General features: G+C 65.7%; 24 protein-coding genes and 1 other RNA gene. 13 read left to right on the forward strand and 12 right to left on the reverse strand.

Annotated elements, in window-relative coordinates; genetic code table 11:
* Positions 1-111 precede the first annotated feature (111 nt).
* The 5 genes from HNS34_RS10570 to HNS34_RS10590 form a co-directional block, all read right to left on the reverse strand.
* Positions 112-1,707 carry an ABC transporter ATP-binding protein gene (locus HNS34_RS10570; protein WP_172320029.1) on the reverse strand — a complete coding sequence of 532 codons (1,596 nt, stop codon included), beginning with the start codon at positions 1,705-1,707 and terminating at the stop codon, positions 112-114.
* A complete protein-coding gene (locus HNS34_RS10575) occupies positions 1,704-2,831 on the reverse strand; it encodes an ABC transporter permease (protein WP_172320030.1) in 1,128 nt (375 codons plus the stop codon). Before HNS34_RS10575 ends, HNS34_RS10570 begins: the two co-directional genes overlap by 4 nt.
* Before the next feature lie 3 nt (positions 2,832-2,834).
* Positions 2,835-3,989, reverse strand: a complete 1,155-nt coding sequence (locus HNS34_RS10580; protein WP_172320031.1) for a microcin C ABC transporter permease YejB — start codon at positions 3,987-3,989, stop codon at positions 2,835-2,837.
* Positions 3,990-3,995: 6 nt separating this feature from the next.
* Positions 3,996-5,864, reverse strand: a complete 1,869-nt coding sequence (locus tag HNS34_RS10585) for an extracellular solute-binding protein (protein ID WP_172320032.1) — start codon at positions 5,862-5,864, stop codon at positions 3,996-3,998.
* Between the two features lie 172 nt (positions 5,865-6,036).
* Positions 6,037-6,546 carry a c-type cytochrome gene (locus HNS34_RS10590; protein ID WP_172320033.1) on the reverse strand — a complete coding sequence of 170 codons (510 nt, stop codon included), beginning with the start codon at positions 6,544-6,546 and terminating at the stop codon, positions 6,037-6,039.
* A 113-nt stretch (positions 6,547-6,659) separates the two neighbouring features.
* Between HNS34_RS10590 and HNS34_RS10595 the strand changes: the two genes are divergently transcribed.
* Positions 6,660-7,490, forward strand: a complete 831-nt coding sequence (locus HNS34_RS10595) for a prephenate dehydratase (RefSeq protein WP_172320034.1) — start codon at positions 6,660-6,662, stop codon at positions 7,488-7,490.
* A gap of 18 nt (positions 7,491-7,508) precedes the next feature.
* Here HNS34_RS10595 and HNS34_RS10600 read toward each other — a convergent pair whose 3' ends face one another.
* Positions 7,509-8,465, reverse strand: coding sequence for a LysR family transcriptional regulator (locus HNS34_RS10600; protein ID WP_172320035.1), 957 nt, complete (start codon positions 8,463-8,465; stop codon positions 7,509-7,511).
* 96 nt (positions 8,466-8,561) lie between these two features.
* Between HNS34_RS10600 and HNS34_RS10605 the strand changes: the two genes are divergently transcribed.
* Together HNS34_RS10605 and HNS34_RS10610 are read left to right on the forward strand one after the other, a co-directional pair.
* The gene (locus tag HNS34_RS10605; RefSeq protein ID WP_172320036.1) at positions 8,562-9,194 is read left to right on the forward strand and encodes a hypothetical protein; all 633 of its coding nucleotides are present in this window, start codon (positions 8,562-8,564) and stop codon (positions 9,192-9,194) included.
* Between the two features lie 108 nt (positions 9,195-9,302).
* Positions 9,303-10,082 carry a methyltransferase domain-containing protein gene (locus tag HNS34_RS10610; RefSeq protein WP_172320037.1) on the forward strand — a complete coding sequence of 260 codons (780 nt, stop codon included), beginning with the start codon at positions 9,303-9,305 and terminating at the stop codon, positions 10,080-10,082.
* Between the two features lie 55 nt (positions 10,083-10,137).
* Here the strand turns inward: HNS34_RS10610 and HNS34_RS10615 are convergent, their stop codons facing one another.
* Positions 10,138-10,608 carry an SRPBCC family protein gene (locus HNS34_RS10615; protein ID WP_172320038.1) on the reverse strand — a complete coding sequence of 157 codons (471 nt, stop codon included), beginning with the start codon at positions 10,606-10,608 and terminating at the stop codon, positions 10,138-10,140.
* 48 nt (positions 10,609-10,656) lie between these two features.
* Positions 10,657-11,613, reverse strand: coding sequence for an NAD(+) diphosphatase (nudC, locus tag HNS34_RS10620; protein ID WP_172320121.1), 957 nt, complete (start codon positions 11,611-11,613; stop codon positions 10,657-10,659).
* Positions 11,614-11,786: 173 nt separating this feature from the next.
* Between nudC and HNS34_RS10625 the strand changes: the two genes are divergently transcribed.
* From HNS34_RS10625 to rsgA, 4 genes are all read left to right on the forward strand, one after another.
* Positions 11,787-13,643: a bifunctional 2',3'-cyclic-nucleotide 2'-phosphodiesterase/3'-nucleotidase gene (locus HNS34_RS10625; protein WP_172320039.1), complete on the forward strand. Its 1,857-nt coding sequence runs from the start codon at positions 11,787-11,789 to the stop codon at positions 13,641-13,643.
* 1 nt (position 13,644) lies between these two features.
* Positions 13,645-14,463: an alpha/beta hydrolase gene (locus tag HNS34_RS10630; protein WP_172320040.1), complete on the forward strand. Its 819-nt coding sequence runs from the start codon at positions 13,645-13,647 to the stop codon at positions 14,461-14,463.
* A gap of 49 nt (positions 14,464-14,512) precedes the next feature.
* An RNA gene (ffs, locus tag HNS34_RS10635) (signal recognition particle sRNA small type) lies at positions 14,513-14,611 on the forward strand.
* A gap of 401 nt (positions 14,612-15,012) precedes the next feature.
* A complete protein-coding gene (gene rsgA / locus HNS34_RS10640) occupies positions 15,013-16,044 on the forward strand; it encodes a ribosome small subunit-dependent GTPase A (RefSeq protein WP_172320041.1) in 1,032 nt (343 codons plus the stop codon).
* Between the two features lie 2 nt (positions 16,045-16,046).
* Here rsgA and HNS34_RS10645 read toward each other — a convergent pair whose 3' ends face one another.
* Genes HNS34_RS10645 through HNS34_RS10655 form a run of 3 tightly spaced genes read right to left on the reverse strand, consistent with a single transcriptional unit; the run spans position 16,047 to position 18,417 of the window.
* Positions 16,047-16,535 carry a protein-tyrosine phosphatase family protein gene (locus tag HNS34_RS10645; protein ID WP_172320042.1) on the reverse strand — a complete coding sequence of 163 codons (489 nt, stop codon included), beginning with the start codon at positions 16,533-16,535 and terminating at the stop codon, positions 16,047-16,049.
* Positions 16,532-16,831 carry a hypothetical protein gene (locus HNS34_RS10650; RefSeq protein ID WP_172320043.1) on the reverse strand — a complete coding sequence of 100 codons (300 nt, stop codon included), beginning with the start codon at positions 16,829-16,831 and terminating at the stop codon, positions 16,532-16,534. The genes HNS34_RS10645 and HNS34_RS10650 overlap by 4 nt, the downstream gene beginning before the upstream one ends.
* Positions 16,832-16,890: 59 nt before the next feature.
* Positions 16,891-18,417 (reverse strand): ankyrin repeat domain-containing protein, encoded by a 1,527-nt coding sequence (locus HNS34_RS10655; RefSeq protein ID WP_172320044.1) that lies wholly within the window; start codon positions 18,415-18,417, stop codon positions 16,891-16,893.
* 215 nt (positions 18,418-18,632) lie between these two features.
* Between HNS34_RS10655 and HNS34_RS21010 the strand changes: the two genes are divergently transcribed.
* The 5 genes from HNS34_RS21010 (at position 18,633) to recR (ending at position 22,918) form a co-directional block, all read left to right on the forward strand.
* Entirely contained in the window at positions 18,633-19,664 is a 1,032-nt protein-coding gene (locus HNS34_RS21010) for a Hint domain-containing protein (protein WP_172320045.1), read from the forward strand.
* 52 nt (positions 19,665-19,716) lie between these two features.
* Positions 19,717-20,100 carry a YidH family protein gene (locus tag HNS34_RS10665; protein WP_172320046.1) on the forward strand — a complete coding sequence of 128 codons (384 nt, stop codon included), beginning with the start codon at positions 19,717-19,719 and terminating at the stop codon, positions 20,098-20,100.
* Positions 20,101-20,168: 68 nt separating this feature from the next.
* The gene (locus HNS34_RS10670) at positions 20,169-21,902 is read left to right on the forward strand and encodes a DNA polymerase III subunit gamma/tau (protein WP_172320047.1); all 1,734 of its coding nucleotides are present in this window, start codon (positions 20,169-20,171) and stop codon (positions 21,900-21,902) included.
* Positions 21,903-21,971: 69 nt separating this feature from the next.
* Positions 21,972-22,316, forward strand: coding sequence for a YbaB/EbfC family nucleoid-associated protein (locus HNS34_RS10675; protein WP_172320048.1), 345 nt, complete (start codon positions 21,972-21,974; stop codon positions 22,314-22,316).
* 2 nt (positions 22,317-22,318) lie between these two features.
* Positions 22,319-22,918, forward strand: a complete 600-nt coding sequence (gene recR / locus HNS34_RS10680; protein WP_172320049.1) for a recombination mediator RecR — start codon at positions 22,319-22,321, stop codon at positions 22,916-22,918.
* Between the two features lie 226 nt (positions 22,919-23,144).
* Here recR and HNS34_RS10685 read toward each other — a convergent pair whose 3' ends face one another.
* Positions 23,145-23,777, reverse strand: a complete 633-nt coding sequence (locus tag HNS34_RS10685; RefSeq protein WP_172320050.1) for a ribonuclease T2 family protein — start codon at positions 23,775-23,777, stop codon at positions 23,145-23,147.
* A gap of 133 nt (positions 23,778-23,910) precedes the next feature.
* On the opposite strand from HNS34_RS10685, the gene HNS34_RS10690 reads away from it, so the two are divergent.
* Positions 23,911-24,690, forward strand: coding sequence for a DUF1013 domain-containing protein (locus HNS34_RS10690; protein WP_172320051.1), 780 nt, complete (start codon positions 23,911-23,913; stop codon positions 24,688-24,690).
* The last annotated feature ends 105 nt before the right edge of the window (positions 24,691-24,795 follow it).

Here is a 24,795-nt window from a genome sequence, read left to right on the forward strand (position 1 = left end):
CACTGCCTTTCCCGCTTGGCCATGGCAATCCGGCGGCGCGAGGGCTCCCGCAAGGGGGCCAGAGCGTCGCCGGCCCGCGCGGGCGATGCGCCGAAGGCGCAGCGCAATCGCTTACCCGGCGGCGTGTAGATCGAAGGCCGCCGCCATCAGCGCGCGGGTATAGCCGGTCTTGGGATTGTCGAAGATCTCGGCGTTGCTGCCGGTCTCGACCACGTCGCCCTCCTTCATCACCACCACCTTGTGGCTCAGGGCGCGCACCACTTTCAGGTCATGGCTGATGAACAGGTAGGCCAGCTTGTGCCGCTTCTGCAAGTCGCGCAAGAGCTCGACGATCTGCACCTGCACGGTCATGTCCAGCGCCGAGGTCGGCTCGTCCAGCACCACCAGCCGCGGTTGCAGGATCATCGCCCGCGCAATGGCGATCCTTTGCCGCTGGCCGCCGGAAAACTCATGCGGATAGCGGTGCATCATGTCGGGGTCCAGCCCGACCTCGCGCAGGATATTCGCCACCATCGCGCGCCGGTCATGCCCGCCCGAGACCTCATGCACGCTCAGCCCCTCGGCCACGATCTGCTCGACCGTCATGCGCGGGCTGAGGCTGCCATAGGGGTCCTGAAAGACGATCTGCATATCCTTGCGCAGGGGCCGGATGCGCTTGGGGTGCCAACCCTGGATGTCATTGCGCAGGAAACTGATCCGCCCCTCCGAGGACAGAAGCCGCATCACCGCCAGCGCCAGCGTCGTCTTGCCCGACCCGCTTTCGCCGACGATGCCAAGCGTCTCGCCCTCGCGGACCGAGATCGTGGCATCGTTCACCGCTTTCACATGCCCCACCGTGCGCCGCAGCAGCCCCGCCTGGATCGGGAACCACACCTTCAGGTGCTCGGTCTCGACGATGGTCTCGGCAAAGTCGCGCACCGGGTCCGGACCGCCGGTGGCCTCCGCCTCCAGCAGCTTGCGGGTATAGGGGTGGCGGGGGTTGGCGAAAATCTCTTCCGTCGGGCCGGTCTCGACGATCTCGCCATCCTTCATCACGCAAACCCGGTCGGCGATGCGGCGCACGATGCCCAGGTCATGGGTGATGAACAGAAGGCTCAACCCCTCCTCGCGCTTCAGATCCGCCAGCAGTTCCAGGATCTGCGCCTGGATGGTCACGTCCAGCGCCGTCGTCGGTTCATCGGCGACCAGCAGGTCGGGCCCATTGGCCAGCGCCATGGCGATCATCACGCGCTGGCGCTGCCCGCCCGACAATTGATGCGGATAGGCCCCCAGGCGCGATTCCGGGTCGCGGATGCCGACCTTGGTCATCAGCTCCAGGATGCGCGTCCGCGCCGCCGCGCCGCGTAAGCCTTGATGCAGGGCCAGGCTCTCCTCAAGCTGCGTCTCCAGCGTGTGCAGCGGGTTCAGCGAAGTCATCGGCTCCTGGAAGATGAAGCTGATATCGTTGCCGCGCACCCGGCGCAATTCGCGCTCCTTCGCGCCGATCATCTCGGCGCCGCCATAGCGCACCGATCCCGTCACCTCGGCGCTGCCAGGCAGAAGCGACACGGTCGACAGAGCGGTGACCGACTTGCCCGACCCGCTTTCGCCGACGATTGCGACGGTCTCGCCCTTCTCGACCGAGAAGCTCACATTCTTCACCGCATGGTTGGTGGCCCCGTCCTGGGTGAAGCTGACCGACAGGTTGCGCACGTCCAGAAGGCTCATTGGAACGTCTTTCTGGGATCGAACGCATCGCGCACGCCCTCGAAGATGAAGACCAAGAGCGACAGCATGATGGCGAAGGTGAAGAAGGCGGTGAAGCCGAGCCAGGGCGCCTGCAGGTTGCGCTTGGCCTGCAAGGTCAGCTCGCCCAGGGAGGGGGCCGAGGACGGCAGCCCGAAGCCCAGGAAATCCAGCGTCGCCAGCGCCGCGATGGTGCCGGTGACGATGAAGGGCAGCATGGTCAGCGTCGCCACCATCGCATTGGGCAGCACATGGCGGAACATGATCACCAGGTCGCTGACGCCAAGCGCGCGGGCGGCGCGGACATATTCGAAATTGCGCGCGCGCAGGAACTCGGCCCGCACCACACCGACCAGGGCCATCCAGCCGAAGGCCGTCATCAGCAGCACCAATAGCCAGAAATTCATTCGGAAGATCGCCGCGATGATGATGATGATGTAGAGCTGCGGAATACCGCCCCATATCTCCAGGAAGCGCTGGAACAACAGGTCGGTCAGCCCGCCGAAATAGCCCTGCACCGCGCCCGCCACGATACCCACGATCGAGGTCAGGACCGTCACGATCAGGGCAAAGACGATGCTCAGGCGAAAGCCGTAGATCACGCGGGCCAGCACGTCGCGGGCGGTGTCGTCGGTGCCGAGCCAGTGGTCGCGATCCGGGGCGGACGGGGCCGACCCCGCGATTTCGGTGACCGTGTTGTAGGCATAGGGCACCGGCGGCCAAAGGATCCAGCCACGGTCGATCTCGGTGCCATCGACAACGCCATCCTCGGCATCCGCCAGCAGGCCGCGCGCGATCTCGCCGGAATCGTCATCGGCACATTCCTCGATCCCGGTGACGATCAGGCATTCCACCTGAACCGAAAGGTAATTGGCCTCGGTCGGGAAGAACCCGCCGAAATCCCGTTCCGTGTAGAGGTTGAAGATGGGCGTGTAATACTCGCCCTGGTAGCGCACCAGCAGCGGCCGGTCATTGGCCAGGAATTCCGCAAAGAGCGACAGGAAAAACAGCGTCCCGAAGATCCAGAGCGACCAGACCGCGCGCCGGTTCGAGCGGAAGTTGCGCAGCCGCCGCCGGTTGAGCGGCGAAAGGGTAAAGAACGCCATGCCTCAGACCCTCCGCGATTCAAAGTCGATGCGCGGGTCGATCAGCACATAGACGAGATCGGACAGAAGGTTGATCACCAGCCCGATCAGCCCGAAAACAAAGAGCGTGCCGAACATCACCGGGTAATCGCGCGCCACCGTCGCCTCATAGCCCATGCGCCCCAGCCCATCGAGCGAGAAGATCGTTTCGATGATCAGGCTGCCGCCGAAGAAGACCGCGATGAAGAGGCCGGGAAACCCCGCCACCACGATCAGCATCGCGTTGCGGAAGACATGGCCGTAAAGCACCGCCCGTTCCGACAGGCCCTTGGCCTTGGCGGTCATCACGTATTGCTTCTTGATCTCGTCCAGAAAGCTGTTCTTGGTCAGCAGCGTCAGCGTCGCGAAGGCCGAAATCGTCGAGGCCAGCACCGGCAGCGTGATGTGCCAGAAATAATCGCCGATCTGTTGCAGGGTCGTCATGTCCTCGAACCCGTCCGAGGTCAGCCCGCGCAGGGGGAAGACCTGCCAATATCGCCCGCCCGCGAAGAGGACCAGCAAGAGGATCGCGAAGAGGAAACCGGGGATCGCATATCCCACGATGATCAGCCCGCTGGTCCAGGTGTCAAATTTCGACCCGTCGCGCACCGCCTTGCGAATGCCGAGCGGAATCGAGATCAGGTAGGCCGCCAGCGTCGACCACAGGCCAAGCGTGATCGAGACCGGCATTTTCTCGATCACCAGGTCCACGACCGAGATGGAGCGGAAATAGCTCTCGCCGAAATCGAAGCGCATGTAATCCCACATCATCAGGAAGAACCGCTGCCAGGTCGGGATCGGCTCGGCGCGGCATTCCTCGGCGCGCAGGCGCGGCTCGCCCTCGAACCCCTCCTCGCAGACGATGCGCGAGAAGTGGAACTCGATCTCCAGCTGCTCGATGAACCCGGCGGGCAGGCCGCGCGCGCCAAGATAGCTGTCGCCGCCGCCCAGTTCCTCGGCCCCGGTTTCCGAACCAGAGCCCGAAATACCCGCGAAAACGTCGCCCTCACCCTCCAGCTGCGCCATGATCTGGTCGATGGGTCCGCCCGGCACGAATTGCACCAGGGCGAAATTGATCACCAGGATCCCGATCAGCGTGGGGATGATCAGCATGAGCCGTCTGAGAATATAGGCGCCCATCGCGGATCAGAGCGCCCCTTCGGCGCGCAACGCGGCTTCGGCCTCGGCGTCGATCCACCACAGATCGAGGAAGCCCGACGAATAGGGCGGCAGCTCCTCGGGGTGGCGATACATGTTGTAATAGGCGAACCAGTAGCTGTTATTGGTCCATTGCGGCACCCGGAAGCGTTCCCACCGCAAGACGCGATCCAGCGCCCGCACGGCGACGTTCAGCTCCTCCTGGGTCTCGGCATCGACCACCGCCTCGACCAACACGTCGATGGCAGGGTCCGAAACACCGGCAAGGTTGAACAGCGAATCCTCGCCCTGAACCGAATGGAAATACTGGCGCAGGCCAGAGCTCGGTTCCAGGTCCATGGGGAAATGATCGGTGATGATGTCGAAATCGAAACTGCGCTCGCGTTCCGTCATCTGGGCGCTGTCCACCCGCGTCAGGCGGGCATCGACGCCGATATTTCGCAGGTTCTCCACATAGGGGTTGATGATCCGGTCAAAGAGCGGATTGGAGTTGAGGAACTCGACCTCCAGCCGGTCGCCATCCTCGTTGCGCAGCAACCCGTCATCGCCGGGGGTCCAGCCGGCCTCCTCCAGCAGGGCGGCGGCCTGCCGGGCCTGACGGCGATCAAAGGTCCGCTCGGGGCTCGAGGACGGGAAGGCAAAGGGCTCCTCGGTGAAAACCTCGGGCGGCAAGAGGTCGCGCAGCGGGTCCAGCAGCGCCAGCTCCGCCCCTTCGGGCACCCCCGTCGCCTCCAGGTGATCGACATTCTCCCAGAAGGACGTGATCGGGTTGTAGAGCCCGTAGAACAGCGTCGCGTTGGTCCAGTCGAAGTTGAACATCAACCCGATGGCCTCGCGCACGCGGACATCCTGGAATTGCGGGCGGCGCAGGTTGAAGATAAAGCTCTGACCGGGCGAGATATTGCCGTGGTCGATGGTTTCCAGAACGATGGTGCCATCCGTCACCTTGTCGAATTCATAGGCCGTGGCCCATTGCAGCGAACTGCTTTCCTGCCGGAACGTGTAATTGCCGGCGGCCAGCCCTTCAAAGGCGGCGTTGGAATCGCCGTAATACTCGATGCGGATGGTCTCGAAATTGTAGCGTCCCCGGTTGATCGGCAGATCGTTGCCCCACCAGTCGGGATTGCGGCGATAAACGACGCGCTCATTCGGGCTGACGGACTCCAGCACATAGGCGGACGACCCGATCAGCGGCTCCAGCCGGGAGTCTTCGAAATCGAGGCCCGATGCCTCGTGGCTGGCGCGCGAAAAGACCGGCAGGCCGCCCGCGCTTTCGATCCGCCCGCGCAGCGGCGCTTCGGGGTTGAAGTCATAGCGGATGCGCCGCTCGTCCAGCACTTCGGCGCTGGCGATGGTCAGGCCGATCGAGGCGCGGAACGACGGCAGCCCCTCATCGCGCAGGATCTCGTAGCTGAAAAGGGCATCGTCGGCCGTGACCGGCGTGCCGTCCGAAAACGTCGCATCCTCGTGAATGGTGAAGATCACGTAGGAGCGATCCTCGGGGAAGGCCATGCTTTCGCACAGCAGGCAGTAGGAGGAGCCGATCTCGTCATAGGTGCCCTCCAGCATCGCCTCGTAGAAGATGTTCGAGGCCACCGCCGAGCGTCCGTTGCGGCTGTAGGGATGCAGCGAATCGAACCCGCCCGAGGACCAGGCGAAAGACAGCTCGCCCCCCTGCGGCGCATCCGGGTTCACGTAATCCAGGTATTCGAAATCGGGGCCATAGCGCAGATCGCCGAAGGTCGAGACCCCATGCGTCACCGTCAGCTCACCCTCGTCCTGGGCGAGGGCCGGGGCGGACAAGGCCAGCACCAGCGACAGGCCAAGGGGCAGGAACGAATGGCGGGGTTGGGTCATGAGTGTCTCCGGGGCTAGGGTCACGGGGCGTCATCTCCCTGTTATGGGCTTTCACACCGTAAGGACCAGTGCCGCCTGCGTTCAAGTTGAGATTTCGTGAACACAGCGGAGCGCGACAAAAAGGGCCGCCCGAAGCGGAGCGGCCCTTGAAAATCTGCGGCGATCCCCCGCCTCAATCGTCGAGCGAATCGAGATAGGCCACCATCGCGGCGCGGTCTTCGACGTCCCGCAGGCCGTTGAAGGACATGATCGTGCCCGGCGCGTAGCCGCGCGGGTTTTCCAGGAACCCGTTCAGGCGCTCGGGCGTCCAGTCGCCCTCCATCTCGGCCAGCGTGTCGGAATAGGAGAAGCCATCGACCGACCCGATATCGCGCCCGACCACGCCGTACAGGTAGGGGCCGGTGCCGTTCTCGCCCTGTTCGGTGACATGACAGCTGCGGCACTGACGCCAAAGGGCCTCACCATCGGCGGGGTCGGCGGCTGCCAGGTACTCGGAGAACGGAACCTCCTCGACCTCTTCGCCGCCAGCCTCGTCTTCCTCGACCTCGATCACGTAGCCCGCGACTTCATCATCGCCGCCGACGCTGTAGAGGCCGCTTGCAGCCCAGCCGCCCAGCAACAGCACCAGCCAGCCGGCGCAGATGGCACCAACGGCCTTGGTAAGGGTCATCGTGTCAAACATGGGGGCCTTCCCGTCCAAATATCGTATCTCGAGGTATCTACCGGCTTTCGCCTCTGCCTTGCAAGGTGTAGTCAGCGCGACAGAACGCCCGATATCCAAGAAAGTCCGTCTCGATGACCGCAATGATCGCCTTCCAGGGGGAACCCGGCGCCTATTCGCATCAGGCCTGCCATGACGCACGGCCCGAAATGGAGGCGCTGCCCTGCGCCACATTCGAGGATGTGATCGCCGCGGTGAAAGGCGGCGAGGCCGACCTGGCCATGCTGCCGGTGGAAAATTCGACCTATGGCCGCGTCGCCGACATCCACCGCCTGCTGCCCGAATCCGGCCTGCATATCCATGACGAGGCCTTCGTGCGGGTCCATATCAACCTGCTGGCGATTCCCGGCACGCGGCTGGCCGATGTGCGCGAGGCCTACAGCCACCTGGTCCTGTTGCCGCAATGCGCGGGCTTCCTGCGCGAAAACGCCATCACGGGCCGCGTCAGCCCCGACAATGCCCGCGCCGCGCGCGACGTGGCGGCGTGGGGCGATGCGTCCAAGGCCGCGCTCGCCTCGGAACTGGCGGGCGAGATCTACGGGCTGGAGGTGCTGGCACGCCATATCGAGGACAGCGACCACAACACGACGCGCTTCCTGATCATGGGGCGCGACCCCGACATGACCCGCCGCGCCGAGCACATGATGACCACCTTCGTCTTCAACGTCCGCAACATCCCCGCCGCGCTATACAAGGCGATGGGGGGCTTCGCCACCAATGGCGTGAACATGACCAAGCTGGAAAGCTACATGGTCGATGGCAGCTTCACCGCGACGCAATTCTACGCCGATATCGAGGGCCACCCCGACGATCCGATGGTGCAACTGGCGCTGGAGGAGTTGCGCTATTTCACCTCCGAGCTGCACATCCTGGGCACCTATCCGGCGGATGCGGCGCGGGGGTAGGTCATCCCCGCCGGGGCCTCATGCGCCTTCCACCGGCCGCCCCTCCAGATCGAAGATCCTGAACCCCGCCGCCGTCGCCCTCAGCCGGTCGGCGCAGGCCCGCACCGCCTGCCGGAACCACAGCATTTCCGGCTCCTCCTCGCGGCCCTTGCGGCACATCACCCATAGTTGCGATTGCGGCACGATCCCGACCGGGAACGGGGCCACCAGGCGCCCCGCCGCAATATCCTCGGCGACGACGAAATAGCCCCCCATGGCGATATGGCCGGTCTCCCGCGCGACCTCCACCGCCGTCATGGTGTAACCGCAGGTCATCTCGAAGCGGTTCGGCGCGCGCAGGCCCTGAAGCTCGAACCACGGTGTCCAGAGGTCGATATGCCGCTCGGCCGCCAGGTCGAAGCCCAGCTTGATCAACCCGTGCTGCAACAGGTCCGCCGGGGCCTTGATCCTGCGCGCGACATCGGCGCGCATCAGCGGCGTGTAGAACTGCCGCAGCAGGGGCTCGGAGAACAGGCTCGGATCGGGATCGCTGGTATAGCGGATGGCGGCGTCGATACCCGACCCCTCCAGGTCCTGGAACGCCTGCGACACATCCCAGCCGATCCGGAAAGCCCCGAACCGGTTGGTCTGCATTGTCGGCTCGTGCAGCAGCCATTTCTGCACCACGGCAATCGGCGCGGTTACCTTGAAGATCCGTTCCGGTTCCGGGGCATGGGCCTCGGTCCAGGCTGCCTCGATGATCTCGAACCCCTTGCCCAGCCGCCGCATCAACGCCATCCCGTCCGGGGTCAGCCGCACCGCGCGGTGGCTGCGGGTGAACAGCGCGCGGCCAAGATCCTCCTCCAGCCGCTTGACCTGGTAGCCGATGGCGGCGGGGCTGACGCGCAACTCCTCGGCGGCCAGGGTAAAGCTCTGGTGCCGGGCCGCCGCCTCGAAGCTGCGCAGCGCGTTGATGGAGGGCAATCGCTTGGTCATCCTGGACAAGCCTACCTTGTCCAGCGCCGCAACAGAACTGATTTGCGCGCATGTGGGGAACCTTGCCAGATTTCAGACCTGTAACAGGAGGTTTCCATGAAACATCACACGACACTTCTGGCCTGTGGCCTCGCCCTTGCCGCCGCCCCGGCCCTTGCCGACACCCTGCCAATGTCCTGGACCCCGCCCAGCGGCATGACCCCCGGTCCGATCGAAGCGACCAGCGCCCACCTCTGGACCGGTCCCGACGGCGCCTCGGCGATGATCGAGACCGGCGGCCTGACCCCCGGCAATGCCGTCACGATGTGGTTCGTCGCCATCCAGAACCCGGAGAACTGCGCCGCCAATCCCTGCACGCCTGTCGAGGCGATGGGCATGGCCGACCAGATGAATACCGTGGCCACGAATGGCGGCGGGGCCGTGGTGGGGGCCGATGGCCGGGTCCGTATCTCGGCCTTCCTGCCAACGGGCAATGTCGCGGGCAATTTCTACGACACGGCGTTTACCGATCCCGAAACCTCGGAATATCACCTCGTGGTCCATGATCACGGGCCTTTGCTGCCCGACCTGGCCGCCGATCAGCTTTCGTCCTTCCGCGGCGGCTGCACCGCGGACAGCGTCCCGCCCTTCTATCCCGAAAGCTCCCGCACGGATGGCGAGGGCGGGCCGAACACCTGCGTGTCGAGACAGGTCGCGCTGTTCGTCCCGTCGCATCTGCGGACGAACTAGGGCAGCCTTAGGGCCGCATCAGGAACAAGGGACCGGTATCTGCCCCCAAAACGTTGCAATTCTCTGATAGTATCGGTGCAAGAAAGAGGGAGGGGGCCGATGCCAAGCATGGAATACGATGAAGCTGCCGCCGAGCAGCTCGAGGCAATCTACTTGGGGCCTGACGTAACCGCGCAGAGGCAGGACACCCTTCAGCGGCTTGCAATTCGCGAGGGCGAGCGTGTTCTGGATATTGGCAGCGGCCCGGGGTTCCTGGCCGCTGCCATCGCCGAACTGACCGGGCCCGCGGGCGAAGTGGTCGGCGTGGATATCTCGCGGCAAATGGTGGACCGCGCCTGCCAAAGGGCCGACCGGTCCTGGCTGACATATCGTTGCGCTGACGCGACCGCCTTGCCGTTTGACGACAACGTATTTGACGTCATCGTCAGCACGCAGGTTGCCGAATATGTTCCCGACATCGAGATGTTCGCATCCGAAGTCGCTCGAGTGCTCAAGCCGGGCGGACGGGGTCTGATCCTTGCGACGGATTGGGACGCTCTTTGCTGGCATAGTGAAGACCCTGATCGCATGGAAAGGATCCTCGTGGCGTTCAAGTCTCACTGCGCGGACTGCAACCTGCCCCGAACCCTGGCGGCGCGCCTGCGAATGGCCGGATTGCTCGTGGCAGACGTAAGCTATTTCCCGATTGTGAATCTGGATCGGTATGAGGGCTGCTACAGCGAGATGATCGTTCCCTTCATCATGGCCTATGTAGGCGCACAAGAGACCGTATCGGAGGTGGACCTGAAAGCGTGGGCCGACGAACAGATCGCTCTCGATGCGCGGGGCGCGCACTTCTTCTCAACCGGGCGCTTCAACTTCCGGATCTTGAAACCCGACCAAGCGTAGGTGGACAGCAGTTTGTCCAATCGATCCGGCTCAACTCGGCAGGATCGACCGGGCCTCAGCCCTGCTCGCGCCGCCAGGCATCCTCGTATTCATTGGCCAGCGCCACGATGCGCGAGTTGATCTTGGCCTGTACCCGCTTGCGGGTCAGCTTGATGGACTGGATGATCAGCCGCGCGGCCAGCGTCCTTGCCTGCAATTCGGCGACGGCGCGCAGGCGGATCCTGTCGGGGCCCAGCGCCTCGAACCGCATTTCGAAGACCACGTTCATGCCGCCGACCACGGTGTCGATCCGGGCCGCCTCCGGGGGCGCGTAGCGGGTCACCACCGCCTCCACGCCCCGGGTCTTGCCGCGCACCTGCATGGTGCCGCGCCATGTGGCCCCTTCGGCGACCTCGGTGAAACCGCCGACGCGGCGGATATCGGCGCCGTATTTGCGCGCCAACCCCTCATAGCGGGTGAAATCGGTAAAGCGCGCGAAAGTATAGTCCTGAGGGGCGGCAACCTCCTCGATTGTTTCGAATTTCATGGCAGGTCCGTTTTTTCTGTCCCAGCTTTATTGGCGCGGAGTCTCGGGTCAATCCAGCCGGTCCGCAAGCCAATTCTCCATCAAGAATCGCGCGATGGCGCCGGGGCGCGCGGGCAGGAGGGTCGGATGATGACCGGCCAGCGCCGCCACCAGGTCCTCGCGGCTGATCCAGAACGCATCCTCCAGCTCCACCGGGTCCAGCGTGATCTCACGGCTCAGCGCCTCGCCGATACAGCCGAACATGAGCGAGGACGGATAGGGCCAGGGCTGGCTGGAGAGGTAATTGACCCGCCCGACCCGGATCGCGGTTTCCTCGGCCACCTCGCGGCGCACGGCGGCCTCCAGCGTCTCGCCGGGTTCCACGAAACCCGCCAGCAGCGAATACATGCCTTGCGGCCAACCCGGCGAGCGCCCGATCAGCAGGTCATTGCCATGCGTGATCAGCATGATGACGACGGGGTCGGTGCGCGGAAAATGCAGCGCGTTGCAGGACGGGCAGCGGCGGTGCCACCCGGCCAGATCGAACCGGCTTTCCGCCCCGCACTTGGCGCAGAACCGATGCGACCGGTGCCAGCCCAGCATCGCCTTGGCGGTGGCCGCGATCTCGGCCTCGCGGGCGCTCAGCGCGACCATCGCCAGACGCAATTCGCGGAAACTGGCCTCGGGCAGCGCCGGATGGGTCTGCCGACTGTCATCCGCGAAGCTGTCCAGCGCGGCCTTGTCCACCGCCTCGGGTTCCCAGGCCGAGATGTCCGCCGCAAAGCGCAGGCCCTCGCCATCGCGCCCCAGGAACAGGCGGCCCGGTGGGGCGTCGGCCAATATGGCATGATCGCCCGCCACGAATTGCAACGCATCGCCCGCCATCAGAGGCTTGCCGCGCCAGATCGGCAGCACCACCGGATCGCCGCTGTCCAGCGCCGCAGTCAACGCCGCTTGATCGCCGCGCAGTTCCGCCGCGCGCTCCAGCCCGCCGCCGCCGAAGGTCACCGTTTCCGCCAGTCTCATCGCCATCCCTTCCCCTGTCGCCCGGGGCCCATCCCCTTGCGGATCCTCTGGCGGTCATGTCGCAGATGTGGCACACCGGCGCAAACCGCTATGGTATCCTGTCCCAGGGCTCTGGCCATTTATCCACAGGGTTGTTCTAACCAACGCATGTCCGACAGGCTTCATAAAAGTTAATGGAAAAGCAAGGCGATACACTTGCGACGCGGCACGCGGACCCGGAGCTGCGTCTGACCCTGCTGGCCACCAGCGACCTGCACGGCCATATCCAGCCACATGATTATTACCGCGACGAACCGGCGGGCGGTCTGGGGCTGGCGCGGCTGGCCCCGCTGGTCGAGGCGCAGCGCAGGGCCGCGCCCAACAGCCTGCTCTTCGACAATGGCGACACGCTCCAGGGAACCCCGCTTGGCGACTATGCCGCGCGTGAGCGTGCCCGCGACGGCCGCCCGCACCCGGTGATCGCGGCGATGAACGCGCTTGGCTATGACGCGGCCACTGTCGGCAATCACGATTTCAACTATGGCCCGGATTTCCTGACCAGGACGCTGGCGGATGCCGAATTTCCGGTCGTGCTGGCCAATCTCACCTACCAGGATGGCAGCCCCTTCCTGCCGCCCACCGTCATGCTGGATCGCCGGATGCAGGACAGCGCCGGGGATTGGCACGCGATCAGGGTCGGCGTCATCGGCCTTGCGCCGCCGCAGATCACGATCTGGGACAAGCCGGTGTTGCAGGGCCGGTTGCAGAGCCACCCGATCGTCGCCACCGCGGCCCGCGCGGCAACCGGTCTGCGCGCAGAGGGGGCCGACCTGATCGTCGCGCTCTGCCATTCCGGCATCGGCCCCGAGGATGACCGGCCCGAGCTGGAAAACGCGATCCTGCCGCTGGCGCGCCTGGCCGGCTGCGATGCCATCGTCGCGGGCCACAGCCACGTCGTGTTCCCGGTCCCCGACAGCTGCGGCACCGGCATCCTGCATGGCACGCCGGTGGTCCAGCCCGGGGCGTTCGGCTCGCATCTCGGGCGGATCGCCCTGACCCTTCGGCGGCGCGATGACGGCTGGCGGATCACCTCGGCCCAGGCCGATACCCTGCCCGCCCGCGACACGCCCGACGAGACCGGCCCGACCCAGGCCCGCATCCTCGCCGTGACCGCAACCGACCATAAGGCGACGCTCGCCTATATCCGGCGCCGCATCGGCGCTACCACACGCCCGCTGACCAGCTATTTCGCGCTGATCTCGAACACCTCTGCCCTGTCTCTCAAGGCCACGGCCAAGCGTGCCGCCGCCGCCCGCGCGCTGGAAGGCCACCCGCTGGCGCATCTGCCGCTGCTGGCGGTGGCCGCCCCCCTGAAGGCGGGCGGGCGCGGCGGGCCGCAGAACTACATCGACATTCCGGTCGGGCCGCTCTCGATCCGCAATGTCGCCGACCTCTACAGCTATCCCAACAAGCTGCGGATCTTGCGCCTGACAGGGGCCGACATCCGTGACTGGCTGGAGCGCGCGGCCTCGATCTTTCGCCAGATCACCCCCGGCGGGCGCGACCAGCTTCTGATCGACCCGGCTTTCGCCAGCTACAATTTCGACATCCTGAACGGGCTGACCTACGCCATCGACCCCAGCCAGCCCGCCGCCTATTCGGCCGATGGCCTGACCCGGTTCGAGACGCCGGGGCGCATTGCCGACCTTTGTTACCAGGGTCAGCCGGTCATGCCGGGCGATGCGTTCCTCGTCGCCACCAACAGCTACCGCGCCTCGGGCGGCGGTCATTTCGGGGCCGCGACGCGGGGTGATCTGGTGCTGGACCCGAACCTGACGGCGCAGGACATCCTGATCCGCCATATCACCGATCACGCGCCGGTCACGCCCGAGCCGCTGAACACCTGGCGCTTCGCCCCGATGCCCGGCACGTCCGTGATCTACGAGACCGGCCCCGGTGCCGCCAACCACCCCCAGGACATCGCGGCGCTGAACCTCACCCGGCTGCAGGACAGCCCGACCGGCTTTGCCCGCTTCCGCATGGAGCTTTAGCTTGCGCCGCCTCTACATCTCCGTGCTGGCCCTCGTCGCCCTCGCCTTCCTCGCCGCGACGGGCCTGCTGCTGGCCCCGATGCTGTCCGGGCCTGCGCAGATGACGGTCGCCGATCCCACCGCCCCGCCGGGTATCCTGACCGAAACGGAACGCCCGGACCTGCGCCCCGCCCTGCCCGCATCGCTGGACTATGCGCCCGATGTCACGGGGGCCACGCGCCACCCGGTGCTGGACGGTATCATGCCCCGGACATGGTGGGGCTACGCGCCGGAGGGCCTCGACACGCCGGCCCCGGTGATCGCGCTTTTTCATGGCGCGGGCCGCGACGGGCTTTCGATGATCGACATGTGGCAGCCGGTGGCCGATGCAAACGGCCTGATCCTTGTGGCGATCAACGACGCGAATGGCGCACCGGGAGAGATCCCCGACGGCGCCTTCCTGCACAGCGTCATCAACGCGGCGGCGGAGATCTACCCCGTCGACCGCACCCGGATGTTCCTCTTCGGTCATTCGGCGGGCGCGATCACCGCGCAGCTTGCCGCCAACCGCGTCATCGGCCCCTGGCGCGGCGTGGCGGCACATGCGGGCTATGTGAACCCGACGCTTCTGCACCCGATCCGCGACGCGCCGCCGATCCGGCTCTACCTTGGCACATCGGACCAGATCTTCGACGTGACCAGCGCCCGCATCGCCGCCGATTACCTGTCGCGCGCGGGCCATGATTATCAGTTGGTCCTGATCCCCGGCCACACGCATTGGTTCTACGAGGGCGGCCCCGACTTCGCGGCGGATGCCTGGGACTGGTTCGCGTCCCTCTAGACATGCGCCGCCCCTTGCACGGGCCGCCCCGATCCCCTAAATGACGGATCGAGGGGTTGGCGCGGGCAAGCGCCTCGCCAACCTGGTCAGATCCGGAAGGAAGCAGCCACAACGAGCCCCGCTTGGGTCGTCGTCCAACCTCTCACCCCCGTCGGGTTCTGCAAAGCAGGTTCCGACGCCCGGCAGGCGGCGAATGCCGCCGAGAGGGGACGAGGGTTCTGCGAAGCAGGTTCCGACGCGACCGCGCTTTTGCGCCAGCAAAACGCGACGCCCCGGCAGGCGCTGAACAGCGCCGAGAGGGTCCGTCGATCTCTTCGCACCGCCCCTCTCGCCCCTCCCCCAAAAACTTGACAAACCTGTTAGAAAAAGCGGACAAACCTGTCAGGTTTTGCACCCCGCAAACCCGGCCCGCCCGCAGGAGGCTTCATGGAGATTGCAGCACCCTTCCGGGCCGACGCGGCATAATTTCCGCCGTCTCGACCCGAGCAACAGACCCGCGCGGCCCCAGGGCCAGCGCCCTCTCATGACTTGCTTCGGGACACCTGAAAATTGACTGACTACACCCTGAAAGACCTCGGCTGGTCGCCTTTCTTCGCGGCGCAAACCGATCCTGAAACCCTTGATTTCGCGGCACGAATCAGCACCGTCGCCCGCGACCGCGTCACCGTGCTGTCACCGCATGGCACGCTGATCCTGCGCACGCCCGAGACGACCGGGGATTATGCCGTCGGCGATTGGGTTCTGACCACGCCCGACCGCGGCGCCGTGGCTGAACGGCTGGAGCGCCAGACCAGCCTCAAACGCCGCGCGGCGGGGCATGACGTGTCGGCGCAACTGATCGCCGCCAATGTCGAAACCTTCGGAATCGTCACCTCCTGCAACGAGGATTTCAACATCGCGCGGCTGGAGCGCTACCTTGCACTGGCCGCCAGCGCCGGATGTATACCCCTGATTATCCTCACGAAATCTGACCTGTGCGACGATCCGCACAGCTATGCGAAGCAGGCCGAGCGGCTGTCACCCCTGGTCGCCGCCGTCACCCTGAACGCCACCGATCCGGACGAGCTGGACACTCTCGCACCCTGGTGCCGGAACGGTCAGACGCTGGTTCTGGCCGGCTCCTCCGGGGTGGGAAAATCCACGCTGTCCAACCTGTTGACCGGCGGCGATGCCGCAACGCAAGGCATCCGCGAGGATGACGCCAAGGGCCGCCACACCACGACATCGCGCGATCTGGCCCGCACCCGGTTCGGCGGCTGGCTCATTGACACGCCGGGGATGCGGTCTCTGCCGCTGGCCGATGTGGCGGATGGGATCGAGGCCGTTTTCGAGGATATCGAGACGCTGGCAGCCGCCTGCAAGTTCAACGATTGCGCCCATGAGACCGAGCCGGGATGCGCCATACAGGCCGCCGTGGAGGCCGGCGATATTGACCCCAACCGTCTGAAACGATGGCAGAAACTGAAGCGCGAGGATGCCCAGAACTCCGAGGCGCTGCACGAGGCGCGGGCGCGGCACAGGTCGTTGCACAAGACCTATCGTGGCGCGCAATCGGCCAAGCGGGACCGCGACGGGCGCTGAGGTTACCGGGGCGCGGTGGCCCAGGCCAGTTGTGCCTCGGTCTCGACCGCGCAAGGGCGCACGGCGCGCAGGCGGATCAGCGCCGCCTGCGCGTCCTCGCCCGCCTCGACCATCAGCCGCAGCACCGCCATGCCCGAGCGCCCGCAGCCGCCATAGCAATGCGCCAGCACCCCGCCGCCGCTGGAGAGGATGCCTGCTGCCAGCGCCGAGATCTCGGGCCAAACCGCCTCCACCCCCTGCCCCGGCGCGCCGAAATCGACGATGGGCAAATGCCGCCAGCCGATGCCGTTCCGGGCCAGGTCTTCGCCCAGATGCGCGGCCCCGGTCCCCGCCATTTCGGGAAGGGTCGTCATCGACAGAACCAGGTCGGGCTGCCAGTCCAGAATCCTCGATAAATCAACATCGTAAGACGCATCCCGCCCCGGCAGGCGACACAGGCCAAGCCGACCACCGCCAACCGCAAGGTCGTGGATCGTGAAGCCCGCGCTCATCCGTCCATGACGATCGCGTAGAGGATGATCCCGCCCACCAGCAGCACCAGCGCCAGTGCCAGCAGGATCGGCACCAGCGTCAACCGGCGCAGCCAGCGCGCCTCGGCCCAACTACGCACCGACAGCACGATCAGCGCAATGACCAGCGCCGCCGCCTGATAGCCGAGAAATCCCTCGATCCGGTTCAGCCCGCGGGCGAAGCCATCGCCGGTCGGCGGCTGAAACATGGCGTTCACCGACAGCGCCACAGCGACCGCCCAAAGCGCCAGCAAGACCCAGATCACACCCAATCGCATCGCCCTGTTCCCCCTTGTCCGAGGCCAGCCTAGCGCAGACCGGCGCCTTTCCCAAAGGCTCAGATCACCTGACCGGGATAGGATGCGGCCCAGTCTGCCAGGAACGCGGCCACGGCGTCATCCGCCGCGAACCCGATCGCGCGCCTTGGCAGGGCCACGCCATGCTCCAGCGCCAGCCGCAGACAGGCGACATGGTCGCGTTCCGCCCGCGCCGGACAGTTCTCGGAGCCGTGGATGATCGTCGACAGCAACGTGCCGCCGTAGGCGTTGACATGGGCGAGGTCCGGTTTCAGCGACAGCAGATAGGCCATCTCTTCCGGCAACCCCTCCCATCCCGCGATCTGCACGGGCGTGAGTCCGCTCGTGTCGGGCCGGTCATATTCGACGCCAAGCGCCACCAGCGCCTTGATATGAGGCAGTTTTCCGGGCAGGCCCACGATCTCGCGGAGGATGTCGCGATAGGCGTCTGGCAGTTTCGCGGGGTCGATCCAGGTTTCCTTTGGCACCACGCCCTCGGCGGCCATGGCCAGCAGGCCCTCGTCCCGTGTCAGGTCGGTGGCCTTGCCGCGCGCCTCGATGGCGCGGGCCAGATCGGTATTGCCGAAGACACGGGCATAGGCATAGGCCGACGCGCCCTGATGCACGTGCGCGGGGTCCGCGCCTGCATCCAGCAGCAACCCGACCATTTCGGCATCGCACAGCCGCCGCGCGGCCTGATGCAGGGCGGGTATGGTCCAGGGGGCCTCGCCGCCCACCTCGCTCTCGTCGAAATCATCGGCCCGCGCGCCGTGCTCCAGCAGCATCCGCACCGCCGCGTGGTCGTGGAAATCCATCGCCCGCAGCAGGGCGTTGGTGCGCTTTGGGTCGGCCCCGGCGGCCAGCAACAGGCGAAGCCCCTCGTGATGGCCAAGTTCGGTCGAATGATAAAGAGATTCACCGTCATTCGGATCGGCCCCGTGATCCAGCAGCCACTCGGCCAGCACCATGTTATCGGCATGGCCGATGGCGAAATAGAGCGGCGACAGCATGTGGTCGGAGCCTTGCGCAGCCGGCGCGCCCCGGTTCACATCGGCGCCGTGATCGAGCAACATCCGCGCAATCGCCAGCATGTCGCCCTCTCGCTCGGGCCAGAGCCGGAACATCCGCGACTGCGCCAGATGCACCAGCGGCGGGGCCATGCCACGAAGCTCGGTCGCGGCGGAGGGATTTTCGGCCAGTGTCGCGGCGACCGCATCGCGTTTGTAGAGCGCCACCTCCAGCCCGAAACTGCCATCGGCAAGGTCGGGCGTCTCCGCAAGCAACCGCTCCACCACCTCCACCTGCCCGTGATGCAGCGCGATCTTGAGGCGTTGCAGCTTGGCGGCACGGTCCATCCCCATGATCTCGACCGCCTCTTTCAGGGCGGGCCAGCTGGCAAAGCTGTTCTCGCGCGCGATCACATGCAGGTAATCGGCGTGCTTCAGGGCCTGGCCCTCGGGGCGCGGCTGATAGGTGGCAATGCGGGCGCACGCATCTGGGGTTCCGGCCTCATGGGCCTGCCTCAGCGCCTTGGCATCGCGGCGCAACCTGTCTAGGGTTTTCGTCATCGGCTTACCTTTCATACCGCCCGCGATCCGCTTGATCGGGCAAAGGTCAAACCGAAGGGTATGTCCGTTCGATATAAGGGGGGTGCCGGTGACGGCTTTCCGCGGATCTGGATGCCTCACCCCGAAGGCTGTTGCACAATAGCCTGAAACGCCGGGCTTCACAATTCCCGCATTGCCGGATGGCCAAACTGTGGTAATTTCAAGGCCATGGCAGAGTGGGCGTTCAGATCCGCCTGCCGGGCGGAGCAGACATGCCGAAGATCAACGTTACGGAGAATGGTGAGGTCACCGTTGGTGACAACGATTCCGTGCGCGTGGACATCCCCGGCGGCGGGGCGGTGACGATCTCGGCCGATCCCAATGACGACGTGGACAAGATCAGGATCGAGTTCCGTGACGACAGCCATTCCGACTACGTCACGATCAACCTGTCCAGCTTCGACCAGGACGACCTCCGGATCGACATCCACCATTACGATCCCTCCGATTCGATCTCGCTCCTGGGGGCGCTATCGACCTGGGTCGATCCGAACAATCCCGATGAATACCAGTTCACCTATCTGGGCGCCGACGGAGAGGTGCATACCGGATTCATTCGCGCCAAGGACGGCGGCGAGAAGGATTTTACCGATCCCTTCCAGCCCATTCAGTTCATGTGTTTCGGCGATGGCACCCTGATTGCCACGCCCGAGGGCGAGGTGCCTATCGAGATGCTTCAGGTCGGCGATCTTGTCCTGACCCGCGACAGCGGCGCGATGCCCATCCGCTGGATCGGACGGCGGCACATGGACGGGCTGGCCCTGGCCCGCGCGCAGTATCTGCGCCCCATCGCGGTGCGCGCCGGGGCGCTTGGCGACGGGCTGCCGGTGCAGGATCTGATCCTGTCACCCAATCACCGCGTCCTTCTGACCGACTGGCGGGCCGAGTATCTCTTTGGCGAGGCCGAGGTTCTCGTGGCCATCAAGGCGCTGGTCAACGACCACAGCATCCTGTGGCAGAGCGGGGCCTGCGGCGTGACCTATAATCACATCCTGCTGGACAGCCACGAGGTTCTGCTGTCGAACGGGCTGCCCGCCGAAAGCCTGATGCCCGGTCCGATGGCCATGCAGTCGCTGGACAGCCAGTCCATCCGCGAGATCCATGAGATCTTCCCCGAGTTGTGCGGCCTGGACACCGATCCCGGGGATCCCGCGCGGGCGATCCTCAAGACCTATGAAGGCGCGATCATGGGGCGCGTCGCGGCGTAAGGCACGGTGCCGGTGCTTGTCTGCCACCGCGCCGCGCGCCTATGCTGCAGAAATGAGCAAGAGGGAAGACCACGCCCAACAGCGTACCGAGCAGGCCGAGGACCGCACCGATTGGGCGCAGGACCGCACCATCCTGGCCAATGAGCGCACGTTCAATTCCTGGATGGGCACCGGGCTTGGCTGTATCGGCGTGGCCATCGCGCTGAGGGCCGTGTTCGGCGCGTTCGAGCCGACCTGGGCGGCCAAGCTGGTGGCCTCGACCTTCCTCCTGATCGCGGTGCTGATCTTCTGGTCGGCGCGCAACCGGGCGCATGAGACGCATGAGCGGCTGAACAGCACCGATGCAAAGCCGATCCAGCGCAAGAATTTCACCCGGCTGGCGATTGTCATGACCACGGCCACCCTTCTTGTCGGCGCAATCCTGTGGATGCTGTAGCGGGCGGGTTGTTGCAGGCGCGGCGCGGCGCTACACCTTTGGCCTGAACCGCAGGGGGATCGCGAGCCATGACAGACACCCAGACCGGCACCGGCTACCAGGTGCTCGCACGCAAATACCGCCCCGCCAGCTTTGCCGACCTGAAGGGGCAGGAGGCGATGGTGCGCACCCTCAAGAACGCCTTCGCCGCCGACCGGATCGCGCAGGCCTTCATCCTCACCGGCATTCGCGGCACCGGCAAGACCACCACCGCGCGGATTATCGCCAAGGGGCTGAACTGCACCGGGCCGGACGGCACCGGCGGCCCCACGACGGAACCCTGCGGGCAATGCCGCAACTGCGTGGGCATCATGGCGGGGCAGCATGTCGACGTGATCGAGATGGATGGCGCCAGCCAGACCAAGATCGACGACATCCGCTCGAACGTGCTGGACTCGGTGCATTACGCCCCCGCCACCGCGCGTTTCAAGGTCTATATCATCGACGAGGTTCACATGCTGTCGACCAGCGCCTTCAACGCGCTGCTGAAAACGCTGGAGGAGCCGCCCGCCCATGTGAAATTCATCTTCGCCACGACCGAGATCCGCAAGGTTCCGGTCACGGTCCTGAGCCGCTGCCAGCGTTTCGATCTGCGCCGGATCGAGCCCGAGGTGATGATCGCCCACCTGAAATCCATCGCCACCGCGGAAAATGCCGAGATCGCCGAGGAGGCGCTGGCGCTTATCACCCGCGCCGCCGAAGGCTCGGTCCGCGACGCGATGAGCCTGATGGACCAGGCCATTTCCCACGGCGCGGGCGAGACCACCGCCGACCAGGTCCGCGCCATGCTGGGGCTGGCCGATCGGGGCCGGGTCATGGACCTCTTCGATCACATCATGTCGGGCGATGCGGCGGGCGCGCTGGACGAGTTGGGCGCGCAATATGCCGATGGCGCCGACCCGATGGCGGTCTTGCGGGATCTGGCCGAGATCACCCATTGGCTGAGCGTCATCCGCATCACGCCCGACGCCGCCGAAGACCCCACCATCGGCCCGGATGAACGCACGCGCGGGCAGGCGATGGCCGCCAAGCTGTCGATGCGGGTGCTGACCCGGACCTGGCAGATGCTTCTGAAGGCGCTGGAGGAGGTGGCGATTGCCCCCAACGCGATGATGGCCGCCGAAATGGCGGTGATCCGGTTGACCCATGTCGCCGACCTGCCGCCACCCGAAGACCTGCTGCGCAAGCTGAGTGACATGCCGGTGCCGCCCGCCCCCGCCGCGCCATCGCCAGCCCCCCAGGGCGGTCCCGGCCCCCGCGCCCACGCCCCGCGCGGCCCCTCGGGCGGCGCGGCCCCGGCGCTGGAGGCGCAATCCGACACCGCGCTGGCCCATTACGCGACGTTCGAGAGGGTGGTCGCGCTGATCGAATCCAACCGCGACATCAAGCTGCTGGTCGAGGTGAAATCCTGCCTGCGCCTGGTCTCCTACGCGCCGGGACGGATCACGTTCCAGCCGACCGACCGCGCGCCGCAGGACCTTGCGCCGCGGCTGGCGCAGAGCCTGAAGAACTGGACCGGCGTACGCTGGACGGTGAGCCTGGCCAACGAGGGCGGCGGCCCGACGCTGGAGGAACAGGCCAATGCCGAACGCGACGCGCTCAGGGAAAAGGCGCTGGAGCATCCCCTGATGCAGGCCGTCCTGCACGCCTTCCCGCAGGCGAAGATCACCGAGATCCGCAGCCGCGAGGACATGGCCGATGAGGCCGCCGTCACCGCCCTGCCCGAGGTCGAGGATGAATGGGACCCTTTCGAGGAGGACTGACGCCGCCTTGTGCGACGCGCCTCGCGCCCGTATCTACAGACCAACGCGATTGATCAGAGGAACGTGACGATGCTGAAAGGTTTGGGCCAGCTTGGCGACATGGCCAAGGTGATGAAACAGGCGCAGGAAATGCAGGGCAAGATGGCCGAGATGCAGGAAACCCTCGCCACGATCACGGTCGAGGGCTCCTCGGGCGCGGGCCTCGTGCGCGCCACGGCCACCGCCAAGGGTGAATTGACGGGGCTGGATATCGACCCCTCGATCTTCGATCCCAATGAAAAGGAAGTGGTCGAGGACCTGATCCTGGCCGCGATCAAGGATGCGCAGGTCAAGGCGCAGGAGCGCAGCCAAAAGGAAATGGCGCGCCTGACCGAAGGGCTGAACCTGCCCGAAGGCATGAAGCTGCCGTTCTGATCTTGGCCGACGCCCCGCGCGATATCGAGGCCCTGATCGAGGTCATGGCCAAGCTGCCCGGTCTCGGCCCCCGCTCGGCCCGGCGCGCGGTCTTGCACCTGATCAAGAAGCGCGCGCTTCTGATGACGCCGCTGGCCGACCTGATGATGTCGGTCGCGGCCTCGGCGCGCGAATGCCTGACCTGCGGCAATATCGGAACATCCGAAACCTGCGCCATCTGCCTCAGCGAAAAACGCGCCAACGGCCAGATTTGCGTGGTCGAGGATGTCGCCGACCTCTGGGCGATGGAACGCGGCCAGGTGTTTTCCGGCCGCTACCATGTGCTTGGCGGTACGCTGTCGGCGCTGGATGCGGTGGGGCCGGAGGATCTGCGCATCCCCAAGCTCATGGACCGGCTGGAGCGCGAGGGCGTGACCGAAGTGATCCTGGCCCTGAACGCGACGGTGGATGGCCAGACCACCGCCCATTACATCGCGGGCGAATTGGAGCCGCGCAATATCGAGGTCACCTCGCTGGCCCAGGGCGTGCCCATCGGCGGTGAACTGGATTACCTCGACGATGGCACGATCTCCGCCGCTTTGCGCGCCCGCAAGGCGTTCTGACGTCAGGATCAAAGATGCCGCTGACATGCGCCAGGGCGGATCCTCGACCGGCGCATAGCACCCGCGCCGCAAGCCTCAACATCCGCATCCCCGGCCCCTTCCGCATGACTCCCTGGCAAAGGATCGCCGGACAGGATGAGATCAATTTGACTAAAATTTTCCTTCTTTGTTCCGTAAATATCCCGGGGAGCGCGAGGGGCTGGCCCCTCGCTCCCGCCCTCTCCCCTCAGCGCATCGGCGCGAAAATCGCCTCCTGCAAGGAACAGTCCCGCGCCACGTCCCGCCCGCATTCGCGGGGGTCAAGGTCGCGGGTCAGGCAGATGCGGATCTCCTGCACGCGACCATCGCGGCAGGTCACGGTCGTGGTCTCGTCGCGCAGATCCGGGTTCTCCTCCAGGAAGGCTTCCTCGATCACCTCGGCGGGCAGGCGCACCTCGCGGCCCAGGTTGCGCAGGAGGTCGGGGCGCGTCACCCGCTCATAGGCAAGCCGGGACAGGGCGAAATAGTCACGGGCCGACAGGCCGGAACAGACCCCGTGCTTGTTCCACTGGTGCCAGGCCAGCCCGCTCGATCCCATGATATCGGCCATATCCGCCGTCATCCCGCGCGAGGGATTGCGCTCACTTGTCGGGCAATAGCTTGGCCAGCCCGCCTCGTATTGCGGCCAGAGCCCGTGCAGGGTGAAGCCGAACCCCTGCCGCGGATCGCATTGCGGCGAGCCGCGCCCGTCGCCTTCGATCGCGCACCATGTCGGGGTCCAGCTCAAGGCCAGCACGTAATAGTCGAACGCGCCTGCGCGCTCGCCCTCGGCCCGTGCCGCGCCCGCGATCAGCATCAGTGCCATGATCAGTCGTATCATTTGCCCTTCCCTCCCGGCTTTATCCTGCTTATATACGCCACGACCTCCCTTACAACGACGTCACGCCAGGCCAGACCCGGCGAGCCGTTTCCCGGCACGGGAGAGATTTGCGAAACCCAAGGAGCCGCTCAAGATGAACAAACCGATCATGGCCAAAGCCACCGCTGTCTGGCTGGTCGACAACACCACGCTCAGCTTCCGTCAGATCGGCGATTTCTGCGGGTTGCACGAGCTTGAGGTGCAGGGCATCGCCGATGGTGACGTGGCCGCCGGTGTCAAGGGGTTCGATCCGATTGCCAACAATCAGCTGACCCAGGAAGAGATCGACACCGCCGAGAAGGATCCCTCCCACAAGCTGAAGCTCAAGTTCAACCCGTCTGCCGTGGGCGAGGAAAAGCGCCGCGGGCCGCGCTACACGCCGCTCAGCAAGCGCCAGGATCGTCCGGCCTCGATCCTGTGGCTGGTCAAGTTCCACCCCGAGCTGACCGATGGCCAGATCTCCAAGCTGGTCGGCACCACCAAGCCGACGATCCAGGCGATTCGCGAGCGCACGCATTGGAACATCGCCAATATCCAGCCGATCGACCCGGTGGCGCTTGGCCTGTGCAAGCAATCCGAGCTTGACGCCGTGGTGCAGAAGGCGGCGGCCAAGATCGCGGCCGAGGGCGGAGGCATGACCGATGACGAACGCCGCAAGCTGGTCTCGACCGAGCAATCGCTCGGCATGGAACCCGAGGCGCGGATTCCTTCCGCGATTTCGGGGCTGGAAACCTTCTCGCTCAGCGACAGTTCGGATCGCGATGAAGAGGAGGACGACGACAAGGACGAAAAGGATGTCCGCGACGCCGACAGTTTCTTCAACCTGCCCGACAGCGAGGACGACGACGAGGATGATGAGGACGACCGCCGCTGAGGCCCTCACCTCCGTGACAGCGAACACCCCCTGCCGGTCCCGCCGCAGGGGGTTTTTCGTGGCCGTTCGACTGCCGTGATCAGGGAACGCGTCGGCTTGTCCCGG

It is taken from the genome of Alterinioella nitratireducens, assembly GCF_013155465.1.
Lineage (GTDB): Bacteria > Pseudomonadota > Alphaproteobacteria > Rhodobacterales > Rhodobacteraceae > Alterinioella > Alterinioella nitratireducens.